The sequence below is a fragment of the Gordonia rubripertincta genome (genome assembly GCF_038024875.1).
Classification (GTDB): domain Bacteria; phylum Actinomycetota; class Actinomycetes; order Mycobacteriales; family Mycobacteriaceae; genus Gordonia; species Gordonia rubripertincta.
In genome coordinates this window covers 635,942-649,478 of record NZ_CP136136.1, presented here as the reverse complement: position 1 = coordinate 649,478, position 13,537 = coordinate 635,942, and the positions used below count along the sequence as shown (strand labels likewise).

The following is a 13,537-nucleotide window of genomic DNA, read 5'->3' as shown; positions in this document are numbered from 1 at the left end:
ACCTGCCGTCCGCGGGTCGTAGGTAGGGTCGGCCGTGGTGTGATCGGGTGACCGGACACCTGCATCCCGGAAACTTGGGACGAGGTGACCCCGCGGAGCTTCGGCGACACCATGGACATCAACGTGACCGGGGTCTGGAACACCGTGACCGCCTCGGTTCCTCATCTGATCGACCGGGGCGGGGGATCGGTGATCCTGATCAGTTCGCTCGCCGGAAAGAAGTTGCAGCCGTTCATGGTCCACTACACGACGAGCAAGCATGCGCTGGTCGGGATGTCGCGTGCGTTCGCCGCGGAGTTGGGACAGCACGACATTCGCGTCAACACCGTCCACCCGGGTGCGGTGATCACGCCGATGGGTTCGGGCCGGATGGTCGAACGCATCCAGGAGACCAACAAGGCCAATCCGCGGCTGGCGGGTATGGGAATGACCTTCCTGAATCAGTTCGCCGCCGAGGCCGACGAGGTCGCGAACGTGGTCGCATTCCTGGCGTCGGACGAGTCGAAATTCATCACCGCCGAGGAGATCTCGATAGACGGCGGTGCGCAGCACTTCTGACTTCTAGGTGGTGCCGCGGGCCATGAGCTCGACCGGCAGGCGCCGGGACTGCACCTCGCGACCTGCCGTCAGATCCAGCAGCCCGCGCACCGCGGTCTGGCCGATCTCCAGGGCGGGGGAGTGGATCGTCGTGAGCGGTACGGGAAGCTGCGCGGCGATCGGGATGTCGTTGTAGCCCACCAGGGCCAGGTCCTCGGGGATGCGGAGTCCGAGGTCGCGGGCGACGCCGAGGACGCCGACGGCGATGGTGTCGGACACCGCGAAGATCGCCCGCGGCCGGTTCGGTGCGTCGAGCAGGATCCGCCCGGCTTCGGTGCCTCCGCGCACCTCGAAATTCGAAGGGACGATGTGGCTCTCGGGCAGCGCGATGCCCGCCGCGGCTGCCTCGGTGCGGAAACCCTCGAGCCGGTCCGTCGCCGTCGTGGCATGGGCGGGACCGGCGATGACCGCGAGGTCGGTGTATCCGCGATCGATCAGGTGGCGTGCGGCGAGCGCACCACCGCGCACGTCGTCGCCGCCGACGAACGGGAGCCCGGCGTCGGCATGCCGGGTCAGGGTCATCATCGGCACATCGCCGACCCGCAGCGAGGCGATGAACTCCTTGCCCGGTCGGTGCAGACCGCTGAGCAGTAGGCCGTCGACCTGGCGCCCGACGAGCAGTTCGATGGCCGCGCGCTGGGCTTCCGGGTCGTCGGGCGGGCTCGACAACAGCACCGAGTAGCCGGCCCGCGTCGCTTCCTGCTCGATGCCCTGGTAGGTCGTGGCGACCACGCCGTCGGTGAGTCGGGTCATCACGACGCCGAGGGTCGTGGTCTTGCGGGTACGGAGACTCGCCGCCCAGAGATTGCGCTGGTAACCGAGCTGATCGGCGACCTCGCGGACCCGCAGCGCCGACTCCGACCACCCGTCCGCGGGTTCGGATTGCCTCAGAACCCGAGAAGCCGTCGACACGTGGACACCCGCGGCTTTCGCGATCTCCTTGAGGGTCGGCGTTCGCTGACCACCGGCCACGCTCGTTCCCCCATCTGTCGGTAGTGCGGTTGACGCTGCTCGTTCGAGCACCTACCGTAGCTCATGCAAACGTTCTCGCAAACGTTCTCAGACCGCTTGTACGATCAAAAGCACGCCCGATCCCCGGAGGTTCCGATGTCCCGACCCAGCACCTTGGCGCAGCTCTTCGCCCTGGACTCGTTGCTCGATGCGGACGAGATCGCGATCCGCGACACCGTCCGCGACTTCGCCGACGCACGTCTGCGTCCCCACATCGGCGACTGGTTCGAGGACGCCAAGCTGCCGGCCCGCGAAATCGCCAAGGAGCTCGGCCAGATCGGCGCCCTCGGCATGCACCTCGAGGGCTACGGTTGCCCGGGCACGAGCGCCACCGCCTACGGTCTCGCCTGCCTGGAACTCGAGGCCGTCGACTCCGGCATCCGCAGCCTCGTGTCGGTTCAGGGTTCGCTCGCGATGTTCTCCATCCACCACTGGGGTTCGGAGGAGCAGAAGAACGAGTGGCTGCCGCGGATGGCCGCCGGCGACGCGATCGGCTGCTTCGGCCTGACCGAACCCGACTTCGGCTCCAACCCGTCGGGCATGCGCACCAACGCCAAGCGTGACGGCAACGACTGGCTGCTCAACGGCACCAAGATGTGGATCACCAACGGGTCGATCGCCGACGTCGCGGTCGTCTGGGCGCAGACCGACCTCGCCGACAGTCCGGCGGGCATCCGCGGCTTCGTGGTCCCCACCGACACCCCCGGGTTCTCCGCTCCGGAGATCCACAAGAAGATGTCGCTGCGCGCCTCGGTCACCTCCGAGCTCGTCCTCGACAACGTCCGCCTTCCCGCTTCGGCGATGCTGCCCAAGGCGGAAGGTCTGCGCGGCCCACTGACCAGCCTGAGCGAGGCCCGCTTCGGCATCATCTTCGGCGCGATCGGCGCGGCACGTGACTGCCTCGAGACCGCCATCGACTACTCGCAGTCGCGCGAGGTGTTCGAGAAGCCGCTCGCCGGCTACCAGATCACCCAGACCAAGATCGCCGACATGGCGCTCGAGGTCGGCAAGGGCCACCTGCTCGCCTACCACCTGGGTCGTCTGAAGGATCGTGGTGAGATCCGCCCCGAGCAGATCAGCACCGGCAAACTCAACAACACCCGCGAGGCCATCAAGATCGCCCGCGAGTGCCGAACGATCCTGGGCGCCAACGGCATCACCCTCGAGTACCCGGTCATCCGCCACGCGAACAACCTAGAGTCCGTCCTCACCTACGAGGGCACCTCCGAGGTCCACCAGCTCACCATCGGTCGCGCCCTCACGGGCCAGTCCGCGTTCCGGTGAGTGATCGCGGCGCTCTCGACGGACTCGTCATCGCCGACTTCGGCCGGGTGCTCGCCGGGCCGTACGCGACGATGCTGCTCGCCGACCTCGGTGCCGAGGTCGTCAAGGTCGAGCGACCGGGAGTCGGCGACGACACCCGGTCGTGGGGTCCGCCCTGGGGTGGGTGGCCAGTCGTCGTACTTCCTGTCGGTCAACCGCAACAAGCGGTCGGTGGCGATCGACCTCGCCGATCCCGACGGGCTCGAGGAGGCGCGACGCGTCGTCGAGCGGGCCGACGTCGTCGTCGAGAACTTCATGCCCGGCACCATGGACCGGCTCGGTCTCGGTTACGACGCCGTCGCCGACCTCCGGCCCGACATCGTCTACTGCTCGGTGACCGGTTTCGGTGGCGCCAACCAGCTCCCGGGGTATGACCTGCTGATCCAGGCGGTCGGCGGGCTGATGAGCATCACCGGCCCCGACCCGCAGGCGCCGACCAAGGTCGGTGTCGCGGTGGTCGACGTCATCACGGGATTGCACGCGGCCGTCGGCATCCTGTCTGCTTTACGGCATCGGGACCGGACCGGGGAGGGGCAGCGGATCGAGGTGAACCTGCTGTCCTCGCTTCTCTCGGCGCTGGCCAACCAGTCGTCTGGCTATGTTTCTGCCGGAGTGGTCCCGACCGCGATGGGCAACCGGCATCCGAGCATCGCGCCGTACGAGGTCTTCCCGACCGCCGACCGGCCGTTCGTGCTGGCCGTCGGCAACGACCGCCAGTTCGCCGCACTGTGCGAGGTCCTCGGACGCCCCGACCTGCCCGCGGACGAGCGGTATGCGACCAACAGTGCCCGGGTCGCGAATCGTCAAGAGCTGGTGGCGATCCTGAACGACACGTTGTCGACGGCGAGTGCCGATCACTGGTTCGACGCACTCACCGCCCGACGGGTGCCGTGCGGACCGCTCAACGACATCGCCGACGCCATCGCGCTGGCGGATCGATTGGGACTCGACCCGGTCGTCGAGATCGAGGATCCGCGGCGGGACTCGCCGTTCCGGTCGGTGGCCAACCCGATCAGGATGAGCGCCACGCCGCCGAGGTACCGGTCGGCACCACCGCTGCTCGACGAGCATGCCACGGTGTCGGACCTGGTCTGACTCACGCCACAAACCCACCCATTTGCGGTCTTCCACCCCTTGACAGGATGCGCTGACAGGACACGGGCGCGGGGTGGGTTCGCCGAAAATGGTTGGGTTTGTTGGTGTTCGGGCTAGGCGGAGGCCAGCTCGCGGCTCTCGGCGAGTTCGCGGTAGGCAGCCACGACGGCGTCGAGCTGCGCAGGGGAGTGCCGACCGAGTCCGCATTCGGTGGAGATCCCGAAGTCGGGCAGGAACTCCGACGCGATCGCCGCACGCTCGCGGGCACCTTCGGCGCCGTCCTCTGCGTGCAGCAGGCCGAGGAAGATCTCGGTCGACGGCTCGACGGCGAGGTTCTGCAACGGCTGCCAGTGCGCACGACGATTCCAGGCCGCGACGGTCGCGGCGTGGATGGCGTCGATGGGTCGGGTCACGTGCCGCGACAGGCCGTTTGCGACGGCGACGATCGCCGACGCGTCGCGCGGCAGGATGTGGCGTCCCCCGCGCGCGGCGGCCTCAGCGTCCGGCGGATCACCCATGAACGGTGACGCCCCGAACTTCGAGTCGCCGTAGCAGAGGTGGAAGGTCAGTTCGGCGTCCTCGGGAACCCAGGACGCCAGACGTGCGGTCGCCGCGAAGATCGCCTCATGTCCCGTATACGGATTGGGGAACCAAGCCTCGACGGTGGCCAGCTCGGTCGGCAGATCCCACTGGACGGCGAGGTCGATCGCCGGGATGAGGGTGAAGAGTTTCTCGACGCTCGCGAGTAGGGCCTGTTCGTAGGCCAGCGCGACCTCCACCTGGGAGTCGAACTCCACGAAGGAGTTCACCGCGTTGAAGGGCGTCGGGATCGAGACGAGGAACCTCGATTCCGGCACCAGGACGCCCTTCTCGCGGGCCTCGACGAACTTCTCGTACGACGCGGCTGCTGTCGAGTGGTAGTCGACCTCGCCGAATTCGACTGCGACACCGCGCTTCGCCCGGGCGCTGCCGTCGACGACGTCGAGGGTGGGGTTCTCGAGGAACAGTGCGCGCTGGGTGAGAACCCAGTTGGCGCGGTCGCCGGGCTCGCCGTCGGGGACGCGGAGCACGGCCGGCTGGAGGTGGGTGCCGACGAGCGAGTAGGCCGCGTCGACGTCGGGCACGTTGATGCTGCCGGTGAGATAGAAGCTGGTCATGGAAAATCCTTGTGGTTCAGGAGAGTCGGAACGGGGGACAGGGTCAGAGGAGGACGCCGAGACGCGGTGGCCGCGTGCCGTGCAGGGTGTTGTTGCCCAGGTGGACGTACTTCCACCGGGCCGGGTCGTGCAGGGAGTGGACGCGGACGTTGCGCCAGTGCCGGTCCAGTCCGTACTTGCGATCGGTTGCCGATGCGCCGGCGAGTTCGATTACGCCCGAGGCGATCTCGACCGCGAACTCGTGGGCGAGAGCCTTGGCCGCAGCCACCGTCAACGACGCCGCCGCGGCCGAGTCGCGCGTCAACTCGACCTCCGCGCGGGCTGCGTCGATCAGGGAGGAACCCTTCTCCAGCAACGCCTCCAATGCGTACAGACGGGCGGTCAGCTCGCCGAACCGGCGGACGACATGAGGTTCGTCGGCGGCATGCTCGACCTGCGCCTCGAACCAGGGCCGGGACCGGGTCCGGACGAACTCCGCGCCATCGGCCAGAGCGGCGCGCGCGATGCCGACGTCGATGGCGGTGTGCAGGGCCTGGTCGAAGGCGCCCAGGACCGACGGGTCCGCGGTGACCGGGTCCGGGTCGGGCCCCTCGTCGAGGATGAGGTGATCCGGGACCGACACCTGATCGAGAACCACCTCACCGCTGGCGGTTCCGCGCTGTCCGAAGGACGACCAGGCCTCGAGGTTCAGGCGCACACCCGGATCGGTGGCCCGGACGAACACCGTGGCGCCGTGATCGGTGCCCTCGACGCGGGCGCCGACGCCGATCCAGGTCGCGCCCAGTGAACCGGTGGCGTAGTACTTCTTGCCGTCGAGCTGCCAGGTGCCGTCGTCGAGCCTGCGGACGGTGGTCTTGCGTTCCGCGGCGGTCCGGGTGCCGCGTTCGGCCGACGCGTTGCCGAGCTGCGCGCCGGCCAGGATGTCGCCGAAGATCGTCGGCGCCGGTTCGGTACGACCGAGCCCGCGGATACCTGCGCTGAGCACGAAATGGGAGAGCAGGAGCTGACCGACGGCCGAATCCGCCTGCGCCAGGCGCCGGATGACCTCGACCGCGACGGACTGCGGGAGGTCGGGGCCGCCGTGTTCGGCGGGTACGAGGATGCCCAACAGGCCGGATCGGGCGACGATCTGCAGTTCCTCGGCCGGCGGCACCCCGTCCAGCTCCCGCTGCAGCGAATTCGCACCGATCGCGGCGGCGACGGAATCGGCGGCCGCGAGCGCGGACGCGCGGTCGGACAGCACCGGGGCGCTCCGGGCCGCGGAGATCGGGGGAGTGTCGGTGGCGGACGTGGGGGCCATCGTCGAGATCCTTTCGTGGACGATCGGTTTCGCGCCAACGCTAAGGTCCCGCCAGGTTGTCTCGGCTATGCGTCAAGCAACGCTTACAGGTCGTGCAGGAACGGTGTAGGCCGGACGGGGGGAGCGGTCCGTGGATCGTTGTGCCCCCACCGCCCGGGCGACCGACAGCAGGGCCGCCACCGGACCGCCGGGCGCCGGCGGGGTGTTCGTCGCCAGCGCGATCCGGCGGACGGGCGGTGGACAGACGACCGGGCGGATCACCACATCGTCTCGCGCACTCCGCAATGCGAGCGACGGTACGAGCGAGACCCCGAGGCCGGCGGCGACGAGCCCCTGGACCGTCGAGTAGTCCTCCGCGCGGAACGACACCGACGGTGTGAAACCGGCCCGTCGGCAGGAGTCCAGGAACACCCGGGCGTCCGGACAGGTCCCGGTCGCCGAGCTCACGACCCACTGCTCCGCGGCGAGGGCGGCGAGGGGAACCTCCCGCACGCCGGCCAGGCGATGGCCGGGTGGCAGCACGACGAAGAACTCGTCGTCGGACAGCGGTGTGGTGCACAGGTCCTGGTGCTCGCTGCGACCCCCGGGGACCTCGGTGATCACGCAGACCTCGACCTCGCCCTCCCGCAACAGTGCGGTGCCGTCGTCGGGGTCCGCCGCGACGAGTCGTACCTCGGTGCGCGGGAACGCCTCTCGTAATCGGGCGACGGTGCGCGGCAGGATCTCCGACGCCGCACTGGAGAAGGAAGCGATGCGGATGACGCCGGACTCGGGTGCAGCGGCTTTGTGCAGGTCGCGTTCGGCGGCGTCGATCGCTGCCAGGATGACGGCGGCGTGGTCGACGAGTCGTGCGCCGGCTGGGGTCGGATGCACTCCCGACGAGGTGCGCACCAACAACTGATGGCCGAGTTCGCGTTCGAGCGCGGTGATCTGCTGCGAGATCGCCGACGTCGTGTATCGCGTCGTCGCGGCGGCCGAGGACATCGAGCCGCACCGGACGACCTCGGTGAACACCGCGAGCTTGCGTACGTCGAACACGCCGAAACCATAGAGCAAGCTCCGCGTCGAGCAGACGGTTCTGCTCAGCGCGACCGAAAGGGTCAGTACGCCGATGCGGGCTGGGTCGGGGTGATCCCGTGATGCAGCTCCGCGACATCCGGATGCGCGCGGGTGCGCGACTTCCAGGCGTTCTCGCCGTAGGTGTTGAAGATCGGGTTGCTCGGATCGGCCTCGACGCCGCGCGACGCGGCCGCCAGCGCGGGGGGAAGGTCGATGATCGGGATGACTGCGTCGAGGGCGGGATTGAGGAAAAACGGGATCGAGACCCGGTCGGTCCCTGGGCGGGGCGCGCGGACCCGATGCCGGGTCGCCCGGAGGTAGCCCCCGGTCGCGACCTCGAGCAGTTCGCCGATGTTGACGATGAACGCTCCCTCGACGGGCGGGACCGCGATCCAACTGCCGGTGGCCGTTTCGACTTCGAGCCCCTCGGAGCCGGGTTCGACCAGCAGCAGGGTGAGCACTCCCGAGTCCTTGTGCGCACCCACGCCCTGGGTGCTGTCGGCGGTACCCGGGTAGCGAACCACCTTGATCAGGGTCGCCGGTAGTTCCGCGAACGCCGCGTCGAAGAAGGATTCCGGGGCACCGAGCGACACCGACCAGTGCCGCAGCAACCGCAATCCGACCTCCGACAGCGCAGCACCCCAGCTCTCGAAGGCGGTGCGGAAGCCGGCCGGCGACCACGGCCAGAGATTCGGCCCCTGCAGCCGCCAGTACCCTTCGGCGCCGGGGATGACCGAGCGTTCCGGGCCGATGTCGATCTGCTCGCGCCAATCGACCTGGCCGTTGGTCAGTTCGCCACCGAGCCGCGAGTACCCGCGGAACTGTGGGCTCTGGAGCTGACTGATCTCGTTCTTGACGTCGTCGGGTAGCGCGAAGAACTTGCGGGCCAGCCGCAGAACCTCGGCGGGCGACTCGACCGGCACCCCGTGGCCGGTCAGATAGAAGAACCCGTGGTCGTGAGCGGCCTCTCGGAGCGCCGTCCGAAAGGTCGTGGGGTCGGTGTCCGCGTCGCCGAGATCGAGGATGGGGAGCATGGGGCAAAGCCTGCCAGAGCGACGTACGCGGGCGGAACGTCGTTCAGGGACCGTGAAACCCCGTTCATGAGGTTCGTAGGCGCTACGTTGGTATTCGGGTCCGTAAGCAGTGCGGCGGTATCGACCCGGCTCGCTACGTGGTCGGCCGCCTCGAGAGGAGTTGGATCGTGACCGAAGCGACCGACAATGTTCATCTCCGCATCGCGGAGCTGGCACGGGGGATGCACGGCGACGAAGCCGACGACGAGCAGGTTGCCAAGACGATCGTGGCAGGTGCGGTGGCGGAGATTCCCGGAGCCCAGTACGCAGGCCTGACGGTCACAACCGACAGGCGCTCCATCGAGTCGTTCGGGGCGACCCACGAGATCGCTGAGGTCCACGACCGGATCCAGGCCGAGGTGGGGGAGGGGCCGTGCCTGTCAGCGGCCTTGCACGATCGGGTTGTCCGTGTCGACGATCTCGAGACCGACGAGCGGTGGCCGAGATACCGGAGCCTGGCGATGGGCAGGGTGCCGATCCGGTCCGTGCTGTCGTTCCAGCTCTTCGCCAATCGCAACAAGATCGGCGCGCTCAACGTCTTCGCGGACGAGCCCCGTGTCTTCGACCTCCATGCCGAGGACATCGGCGTCGTCTACGCCACCCATGCCGCGTTGGCGTGGAACACGATCAAGAAAGACCAGCAGTTCAGCAGTGCCCTCGCGAATCGCGACGTGATCGGACAGGCGAAGGGCATCCTGATGGAGCGCTTCGACATCGACGCGCTGGCAGCGTTCGATCTCCTGAAGAAACTGTCCCAGGAGTCGAACACCAAGCTGGTGGAGATCGCACGGCAGATCACCCTGAAGAGGTGACCTGCCGGCGCGCTGCATCGAGTTCTACTCGGAGACCGCGAACTCCGTTGTGCTGGGGCCTATCTCTCCCTCGGTGAGCGTGCGGCCCGCCTCGTCGACGGTCTCGAAGACACGGATGAAATCCGCCATCCCGGTGAGTTCGAGGGGACGGCTGATGGTCCGTTCGCCCACGAGCACAACGGGAATCGATCGTGTCGCGGCGTCGTCTACGAATGTCTGTAGGAGTACGAGCCCGACGGTGCCGAAGAAGTTCACCGCGGAGAGGTCCAGGACGACGCCGTGGACGCGGTCACGCACGACACGGTCGAGAGCGGCGGCGAAATCCGCGGCCGTCTCGCGATCGACGCTGCCTGAGAAGCGTTGTACGCAATACGATTTCGCCGATTCGAAACGTCGAGTGGACGTTTTCGCGGCCGAGTCGGTGCTGGCGTCGAATGCGGAACGGAAGATGGTGCAGGTGGTAAGAGGCATGAGGTGCTCGTCTCAGTTGTGCGTCACAGACACGATCTGACGGTGACCGAACTGCCAGTGCCCGGGCCGGTGGGGCGCGGGACCCAAGTTCACGATCGTCCTCTGATAGAGATAAGCCGTGATATTGCGTGAGTCGTCGAGCCTTGGGGTGCTCTCTGACCCTTGTGTACGCAGCTCCTACCTGAACCGCACTCCTCACCCTACGGGTCCTTCGGATGCCGAACAAGCCCGAAGGGGGCACGGCAAAAAGATTCCGAAAATCCCACATCGTGAGACGCCGAAAGTGGACGTGTGGCGAAGAACATGATTGTCTAGTACCTGATCCGCGTCGAGTCGCGTGCGCGGCATCAATCCATGCTAGATGGGGCAGCAGTCAGCCCATCGGTCGCAAGATCTGAACGTCTGGGTGGTGACAAATGGCGACACAACGCGCCGAGCACGACGATTACAGCGACGTCCTCCCGATACTGCGAGAGATTCGCAGTGAACGCGACGACGACCTACGTGCCAAGAAACGCGACGAAGTGATCGAGCGGTGCCTACCGCTCGCGGATCACGTCGCACGGCGGTTCTCCGATCGTGGCGAACCGGTCGATGATCTGCGCCAGGTTGCGCGGATCGGTCTCATGCATGCGGTCGACAGATTCGATGTCGAGCGTGGCAACAATTTCCTCGCTTTCGCGGTCCCGACAGTGATGGGCGAGGTCAAGAGGTATTTCCGTGACAGCACGTGGTCGATCAGAGTGCCACGTCGTGCGCAGGAGGCCTCGCTCAACATCGCGAAGGCGAGCGAGGAGCTCTTGCAGTCCCTCGGTCGGTCGCCGCGGCCGAGTGAGATCGCCGAGCACCTCGGTCTGCCGGTCGGCGAGGTTATCGAAGGGATGGTCGCGCGGTCCGCATACACCGCGAGTTCCATTGACGCTGAAGCTGGTTCGTCCACGGACGGCTGGACTCTCGCGGACACGCTGGGCGACGAAGACGAGCGCCTGGACATGGTCGAGGAGTTCGTCACGCTACAGCCGGCGCTTGCTCGACTCACTGAACGCGAACGAACGATCCTCACCCTGCGGTTCTTCCGTTCGATGTCCCAGAGCGAGATCGCTCGCCAGATCGGGATCTCCCAGATGCACGTGTCGCGGCTCCTCACCCGGATCCTCGAAACGCTGCGTGAAGAGGTCGCCGACGACGAGGAGTACGAGGAGCCGCTGCTCAAGCACGCGTAAGACGCTGCCGGGCCACGTAATCGGTCACCGAGGGCCCATGCCGGGAGCACCTGGCATGGGCCCTCGATCCCGCTCAGGGCTTCAGGATGACCTTCACCATGCCGTCGGCCTTGCGCTGGAACTTGTCGTACGCCTCCGGCGCCTGATCGAGCGGCAATTCGTGGGTGGCGAAGGTGTCCACCCCGAGCGGGTCGGCGTCGGTCAGCAGCGGGAGGATGTCGTCGGCCCACCGCTTCACGTTGGCCTGTCCCATGTGCAGCCGGATCTGCTTGTCGAACATGGTCAGCAGCGGCAGCGGGTCGGCCATACCGCCGTACACGCCCGACAGTGAGATCGTCCCACCGCGTTTGACGATGTCGATTGCGGAGTAGAGCGCGCCGAGCCGGTCGACTCCCGCCTCCGACATGGCCTTGCGGGCAATCGGATCGGGGAGCAGCCCGACGACGGTCTGCATCGCCTTGTTCAGCGGTGACCCGTGGGCCTCCATGCCGACGGCGTCGATGACCGAGTCGGTGCCGAGGCCACCGGTGAGGTCGCGGATCGCCTCGCCGACGTCGTCGACCTCGTCGAAGTTCACCGTCTCGATGCCGCGACCCTGTGCGCGCCGGATGCGTTCGGGTACACGGTCGACGCCGATGACTCGAGCTCCCTTGTGGCTGGCGATGCGCGCGGCCATGTCGCCGATCGGGCCGAGTCCGAGAACGGTGACCGTTCCGCCGCTGGGGATCTCGGCGTACTCGACAGCCTGCCAGGCCGTCGGTAGGACGTCGGACAGGTACACGTAACGCGAGTCCGGATTCTCCAGCGGCACCTTGATGTGGGTGAACTGTGCTTGCGGCACGCGGAGATACTCCGCCTGCCCACCCGGCACCGATCCGTAGAGCTGCGAGTAGCCGAAGAGTGCGGCGCCCATCCCCTGATCTGCCACCCGGGTCGTCGAACACTGGGTCATCAGCCCGTCGTTACAGAACTGGCATGCGCCGCAGGAGATCTGGAAGGGGATGACGACGCGGTCCCCGACCCGGAGGTCGCCGGTGTCCGAACCGACCTCCTCGACGATACCCATCGGCTCATGGCCGAGGATGTCGCCGGCGTTCATGAACGGGCCGAGGACTTCGTAGAGGTGTAGATCGGAACCGCAGATATTGGTCGAGGTGACCTTGATGATGGCGTCCGTGGGTTCGATGATCTTGGGGTCGGGCACGGTCTCCACCGAGACATTGCGTTTTCCCTGCCAGGTCACTGCGCGCATTTCAGGCCTTTCCGTCGTCGTGTCGATCTGTGGAGCGTTCGTCTCGCGCTCGTTGGTGCTTGCCGGCATGGTCGACCGGGAAGTCGTGGTACCGCTCCTCGTACCGCTCGGCTTCCTCCGCGGTTGTCTCCGGCTGGATCGGATCCTGATGTGCGCGTTCGCCGTCGCGTCCGGCGCGGCGCCGCAGGAGCACCCGGCTGCCGATGAGGAGACCGACGGCCAAGACGCCTGCGACGACTGCGCCGATGGCCAGCCACACGGTCGCGTCGTGGTCACTCGCCCCGGCGGCGATTGCCACACCGCCGAGAACGAGCATCAGCCCGAGGCAGGACAATCCGAGGAGGCCGATGGCCTTCAGGCCGCGCGACTTCCGTGCCGGCCGGCGTGCGATTGCTTCGCGCGAGGCGACTTCGCGTTCCGGTGTGAGATCTGGCATAACCGTCCCTTCGCGAGGTGGTGTGAACTCATTGGGATGACGATCGGGTACCGCAGAGGCCTCCTCCTGAAACGTCAGACGGGTCTGCACCTGTCGTCGCTGCAGCTGAGAGCGCTGCAACGAGCCTGGAGGCGCTGTCGATACAGAAGGTGCTCTGCTAACGTTGCGAGTCGAGCTGTCGGTGCACGGGGGAGTCGTGCAAATGGAGATACGCGGTTTGGATTACGTCAACCTGGGGCATTCATGAGCGGTCCGATAAGAATCCACTCAAGACGACGTGTGAAGAAGACTCATTTGATGACCGACTCTGACGCCACATCCCAGCTGTCGATCGATGGCAGTCTGCCAACGGTTCTGCGGGTCCCGGCAGCCACCGACCGCCTTGCGTTGGTGCGTGCCCTCGTCGAGACGGCTCTGTACATCGACGACTGGTCCCTCGACGACGTGATCGACGCAAAGGTCGCGGTGGACGAAATCTGCTCGCAGATGATCTCCGCGGCAGCCGAGGAATCTTCCCTGGAAATAGTCCTGCACCTCGCCACCAACGGGGTGGTCGGGGAGGTCCGGGGTGAACTCGTGAACGATGTCGAACTGGACGAGTCGACCTTTGGATGGCGCATCATCCAGACCGTCACCGACACCCATTCGATCAGGTACGCCGACGCTGCGCCCGGGGACGACACCCGGAGGGTGGCCATCGGATTCTCGAAGTTCCGGGAGTAGTCACG

12 protein-coding genes and 2 pseudogenes are annotated in these 13,537 nt (G+C 67.0%); 6 read left to right on the top strand and 8 right to left on the bottom strand.

Translation table 11 applies throughout. The features are described from left to right. Window positions 1-60: 60 nt before the first annotated feature. Window positions 61-558 (top strand): annotated as a pseudogene (locus RVF83_RS02810) (SDR family oxidoreductase); the annotation flags it as partial. A gap of 3 nt (window positions 559-561) precedes the next feature. Here the strand turns inward: RVF83_RS02810 and RVF83_RS02805 are convergent. Then, window positions 562-1,569, bottom strand: coding sequence for a LacI family DNA-binding transcriptional regulator (locus RVF83_RS02805; RefSeq protein WP_005198007.1), 1,008 nt, complete (start codon window positions 1,567-1,569; stop codon window positions 562-564). Window positions 1,570-1,704: 135 nt separating this feature from the next. On the opposite strand from RVF83_RS02805, the gene RVF83_RS02800 reads away from it, so the two are divergent. Then, the gene (locus tag RVF83_RS02800) at window positions 1,705-2,892 is read left to right on the top strand and encodes an acyl-CoA dehydrogenase family protein (protein ID WP_005198009.1); all 1,188 of its coding nucleotides are present in this window, start codon (window positions 1,705-1,707) and stop codon (window positions 2,890-2,892) included. Next, window positions 2,889-4,026, top strand: a pseudogene (locus RVF83_RS02795) (CaiB/BaiF CoA transferase family protein). Before RVF83_RS02800 ends, RVF83_RS02795 begins: the two are co-directional and overlap by 4 nt. 113 nt (window positions 4,027-4,139) lie before the next feature. Here RVF83_RS02795 and RVF83_RS02790 read toward each other — a convergent pair. The 4 genes from RVF83_RS02790 to RVF83_RS02775 form a co-directional block, all read right to left on the bottom strand. Beyond that, window positions 4,140-5,183, bottom strand: a complete 1,044-nt coding sequence (locus tag RVF83_RS02790) for a hypothetical protein (protein ID WP_005198014.1) — start codon at window positions 5,181-5,183, stop codon at window positions 4,140-4,142. A 43-nt stretch (window positions 5,184-5,226) separates the two neighbouring features. Further along, window positions 5,227-6,483: an acyl-CoA dehydrogenase family protein gene (locus RVF83_RS02785; RefSeq protein ID WP_005198015.1), complete on the bottom strand. Its 1,257-nt coding sequence runs from the start codon at window positions 6,481-6,483 to the stop codon at window positions 5,227-5,229. 72 nt (window positions 6,484-6,555) lie between these two features. Beyond that, a complete protein-coding gene (locus RVF83_RS02780) occupies window positions 6,556-7,521 on the bottom strand; it encodes a LysR family transcriptional regulator (protein WP_039880365.1) in 966 nt (321 codons plus the stop codon). Between the two features lie 62 nt (window positions 7,522-7,583). Then, the gene (locus RVF83_RS02775; RefSeq protein ID WP_005198019.1) at window positions 7,584-8,576 is read right to left on the bottom strand and encodes an isopenicillin N synthase family dioxygenase; all 993 of its coding nucleotides are present in this window, start codon (window positions 8,574-8,576) and stop codon (window positions 7,584-7,586) included. Window positions 8,577-8,743: 167 nt separating this feature from the next. On the opposite strand from RVF83_RS02775, the gene RVF83_RS02770 reads away from it, so the two are divergent. Continuing rightward, window positions 8,744-9,427, top strand: a complete 684-nt coding sequence (locus RVF83_RS02770) for a GAF and ANTAR domain-containing protein (RefSeq protein WP_005198020.1) — start codon at window positions 8,744-8,746, stop codon at window positions 9,425-9,427. A 24-nt stretch (window positions 9,428-9,451) separates the two neighbouring features. Here RVF83_RS02770 and RVF83_RS02765 read toward each other — a convergent pair whose 3' ends face one another. Then, window positions 9,452-9,898, bottom strand: coding sequence for an STAS domain-containing protein (locus tag RVF83_RS02765; RefSeq protein ID WP_005198022.1), 447 nt, complete (start codon window positions 9,896-9,898; stop codon window positions 9,452-9,454). A 416-nt stretch (window positions 9,899-10,314) separates the two neighbouring features. On the opposite strand from RVF83_RS02765, the gene RVF83_RS02760 reads away from it, so the two are divergent. Then, complete coding sequence (locus tag RVF83_RS02760) at window positions 10,315-11,121, top strand: SigB/SigF/SigG family RNA polymerase sigma factor (protein WP_005198023.1); 807 nt, start codon at window positions 10,315-10,317, stop codon at window positions 11,119-11,121. A 73-nt stretch (window positions 11,122-11,194) separates the two neighbouring features. On the opposite strand, the gene RVF83_RS02755 is transcribed toward RVF83_RS02760, so the two are convergent. Further along, entirely contained in the window at window positions 11,195-12,373 is a 1,179-nt protein-coding gene (locus RVF83_RS02755; protein ID WP_005198027.1) for a zinc-dependent alcohol dehydrogenase, read from the bottom strand. 1 nt (window position 12,374) lies between these two features. Then, window positions 12,375-12,809, bottom strand: coding sequence for a hypothetical protein (locus RVF83_RS02750; protein ID WP_005198031.1), 435 nt, complete (start codon window positions 12,807-12,809; stop codon window positions 12,375-12,377). Between the two features lie 297 nt (window positions 12,810-13,106). On the opposite strand from RVF83_RS02750, the gene RVF83_RS02745 reads away from it, so the two are divergent. Continuing rightward, window positions 13,107-13,532: an anti-sigma factor gene (locus RVF83_RS02745; RefSeq protein WP_005198032.1), complete on the top strand. Its 426-nt coding sequence runs from the start codon at window positions 13,107-13,109 to the stop codon at window positions 13,530-13,532. Window positions 13,533-13,537 lie beyond the last annotated feature (5 nt).

What these genes read in the sequence shown, in the direction of transcription:
- RVF83_RS02800 (WP_005198009.1), top strand. Translation starts at nt 1,705, where the DNA reads ATGTCCCGACCCAGCACCTTGGCGCAGCTCTTCGCCCTGGACTCGTTG.
- RVF83_RS02790 (WP_005198014.1), bottom strand. Translation starts at nt 5,183, where the DNA reads ATGACCAGCTTCTATCTCACCGGCAGCATCAACGTGCCCGACGTCGAC.
- RVF83_RS02785 (WP_005198015.1), bottom strand. Translation starts at nt 6,483, where the DNA reads ATGGCCCCCACGTCCGCCACCGACACTCCCCCGATCTCCGCGGCCCGG.
- RVF83_RS02775 (WP_005198019.1), bottom strand. Translation starts at nt 8,576, where the DNA reads ATGCTCCCCATCCTCGATCTCGGCGACGCGGACACCGACCCCACGACC.
- RVF83_RS02765 (WP_005198022.1), bottom strand. Translation starts at nt 9,898, where the DNA reads ATGCCTCTTACCACCTGCACCATCTTCCGTTCCGCATTCGACGCCAGC.
- RVF83_RS02760 (WP_005198023.1), top strand. Translation starts at nt 10,315, where the DNA reads ATGGCGACACAACGCGCCGAGCACGACGATTACAGCGACGTCCTCCCG.
- RVF83_RS02755 (WP_005198027.1), bottom strand. Translation starts at nt 12,373, where the DNA reads ATGCGCGCAGTGACCTGGCAGGGAAAACGCAATGTCTCGGTGGAGACC.
- RVF83_RS02750 (WP_005198031.1), bottom strand. Translation starts at nt 12,809, where the DNA reads ATGCCAGATCTCACACCGGAACGCGAAGTCGCCTCGCGCGAAGCAATC.
- RVF83_RS02745 (WP_005198032.1), top strand. Translation starts at nt 13,107, where the DNA reads ATGACCGACTCTGACGCCACATCCCAGCTGTCGATCGATGGCAGTCTG.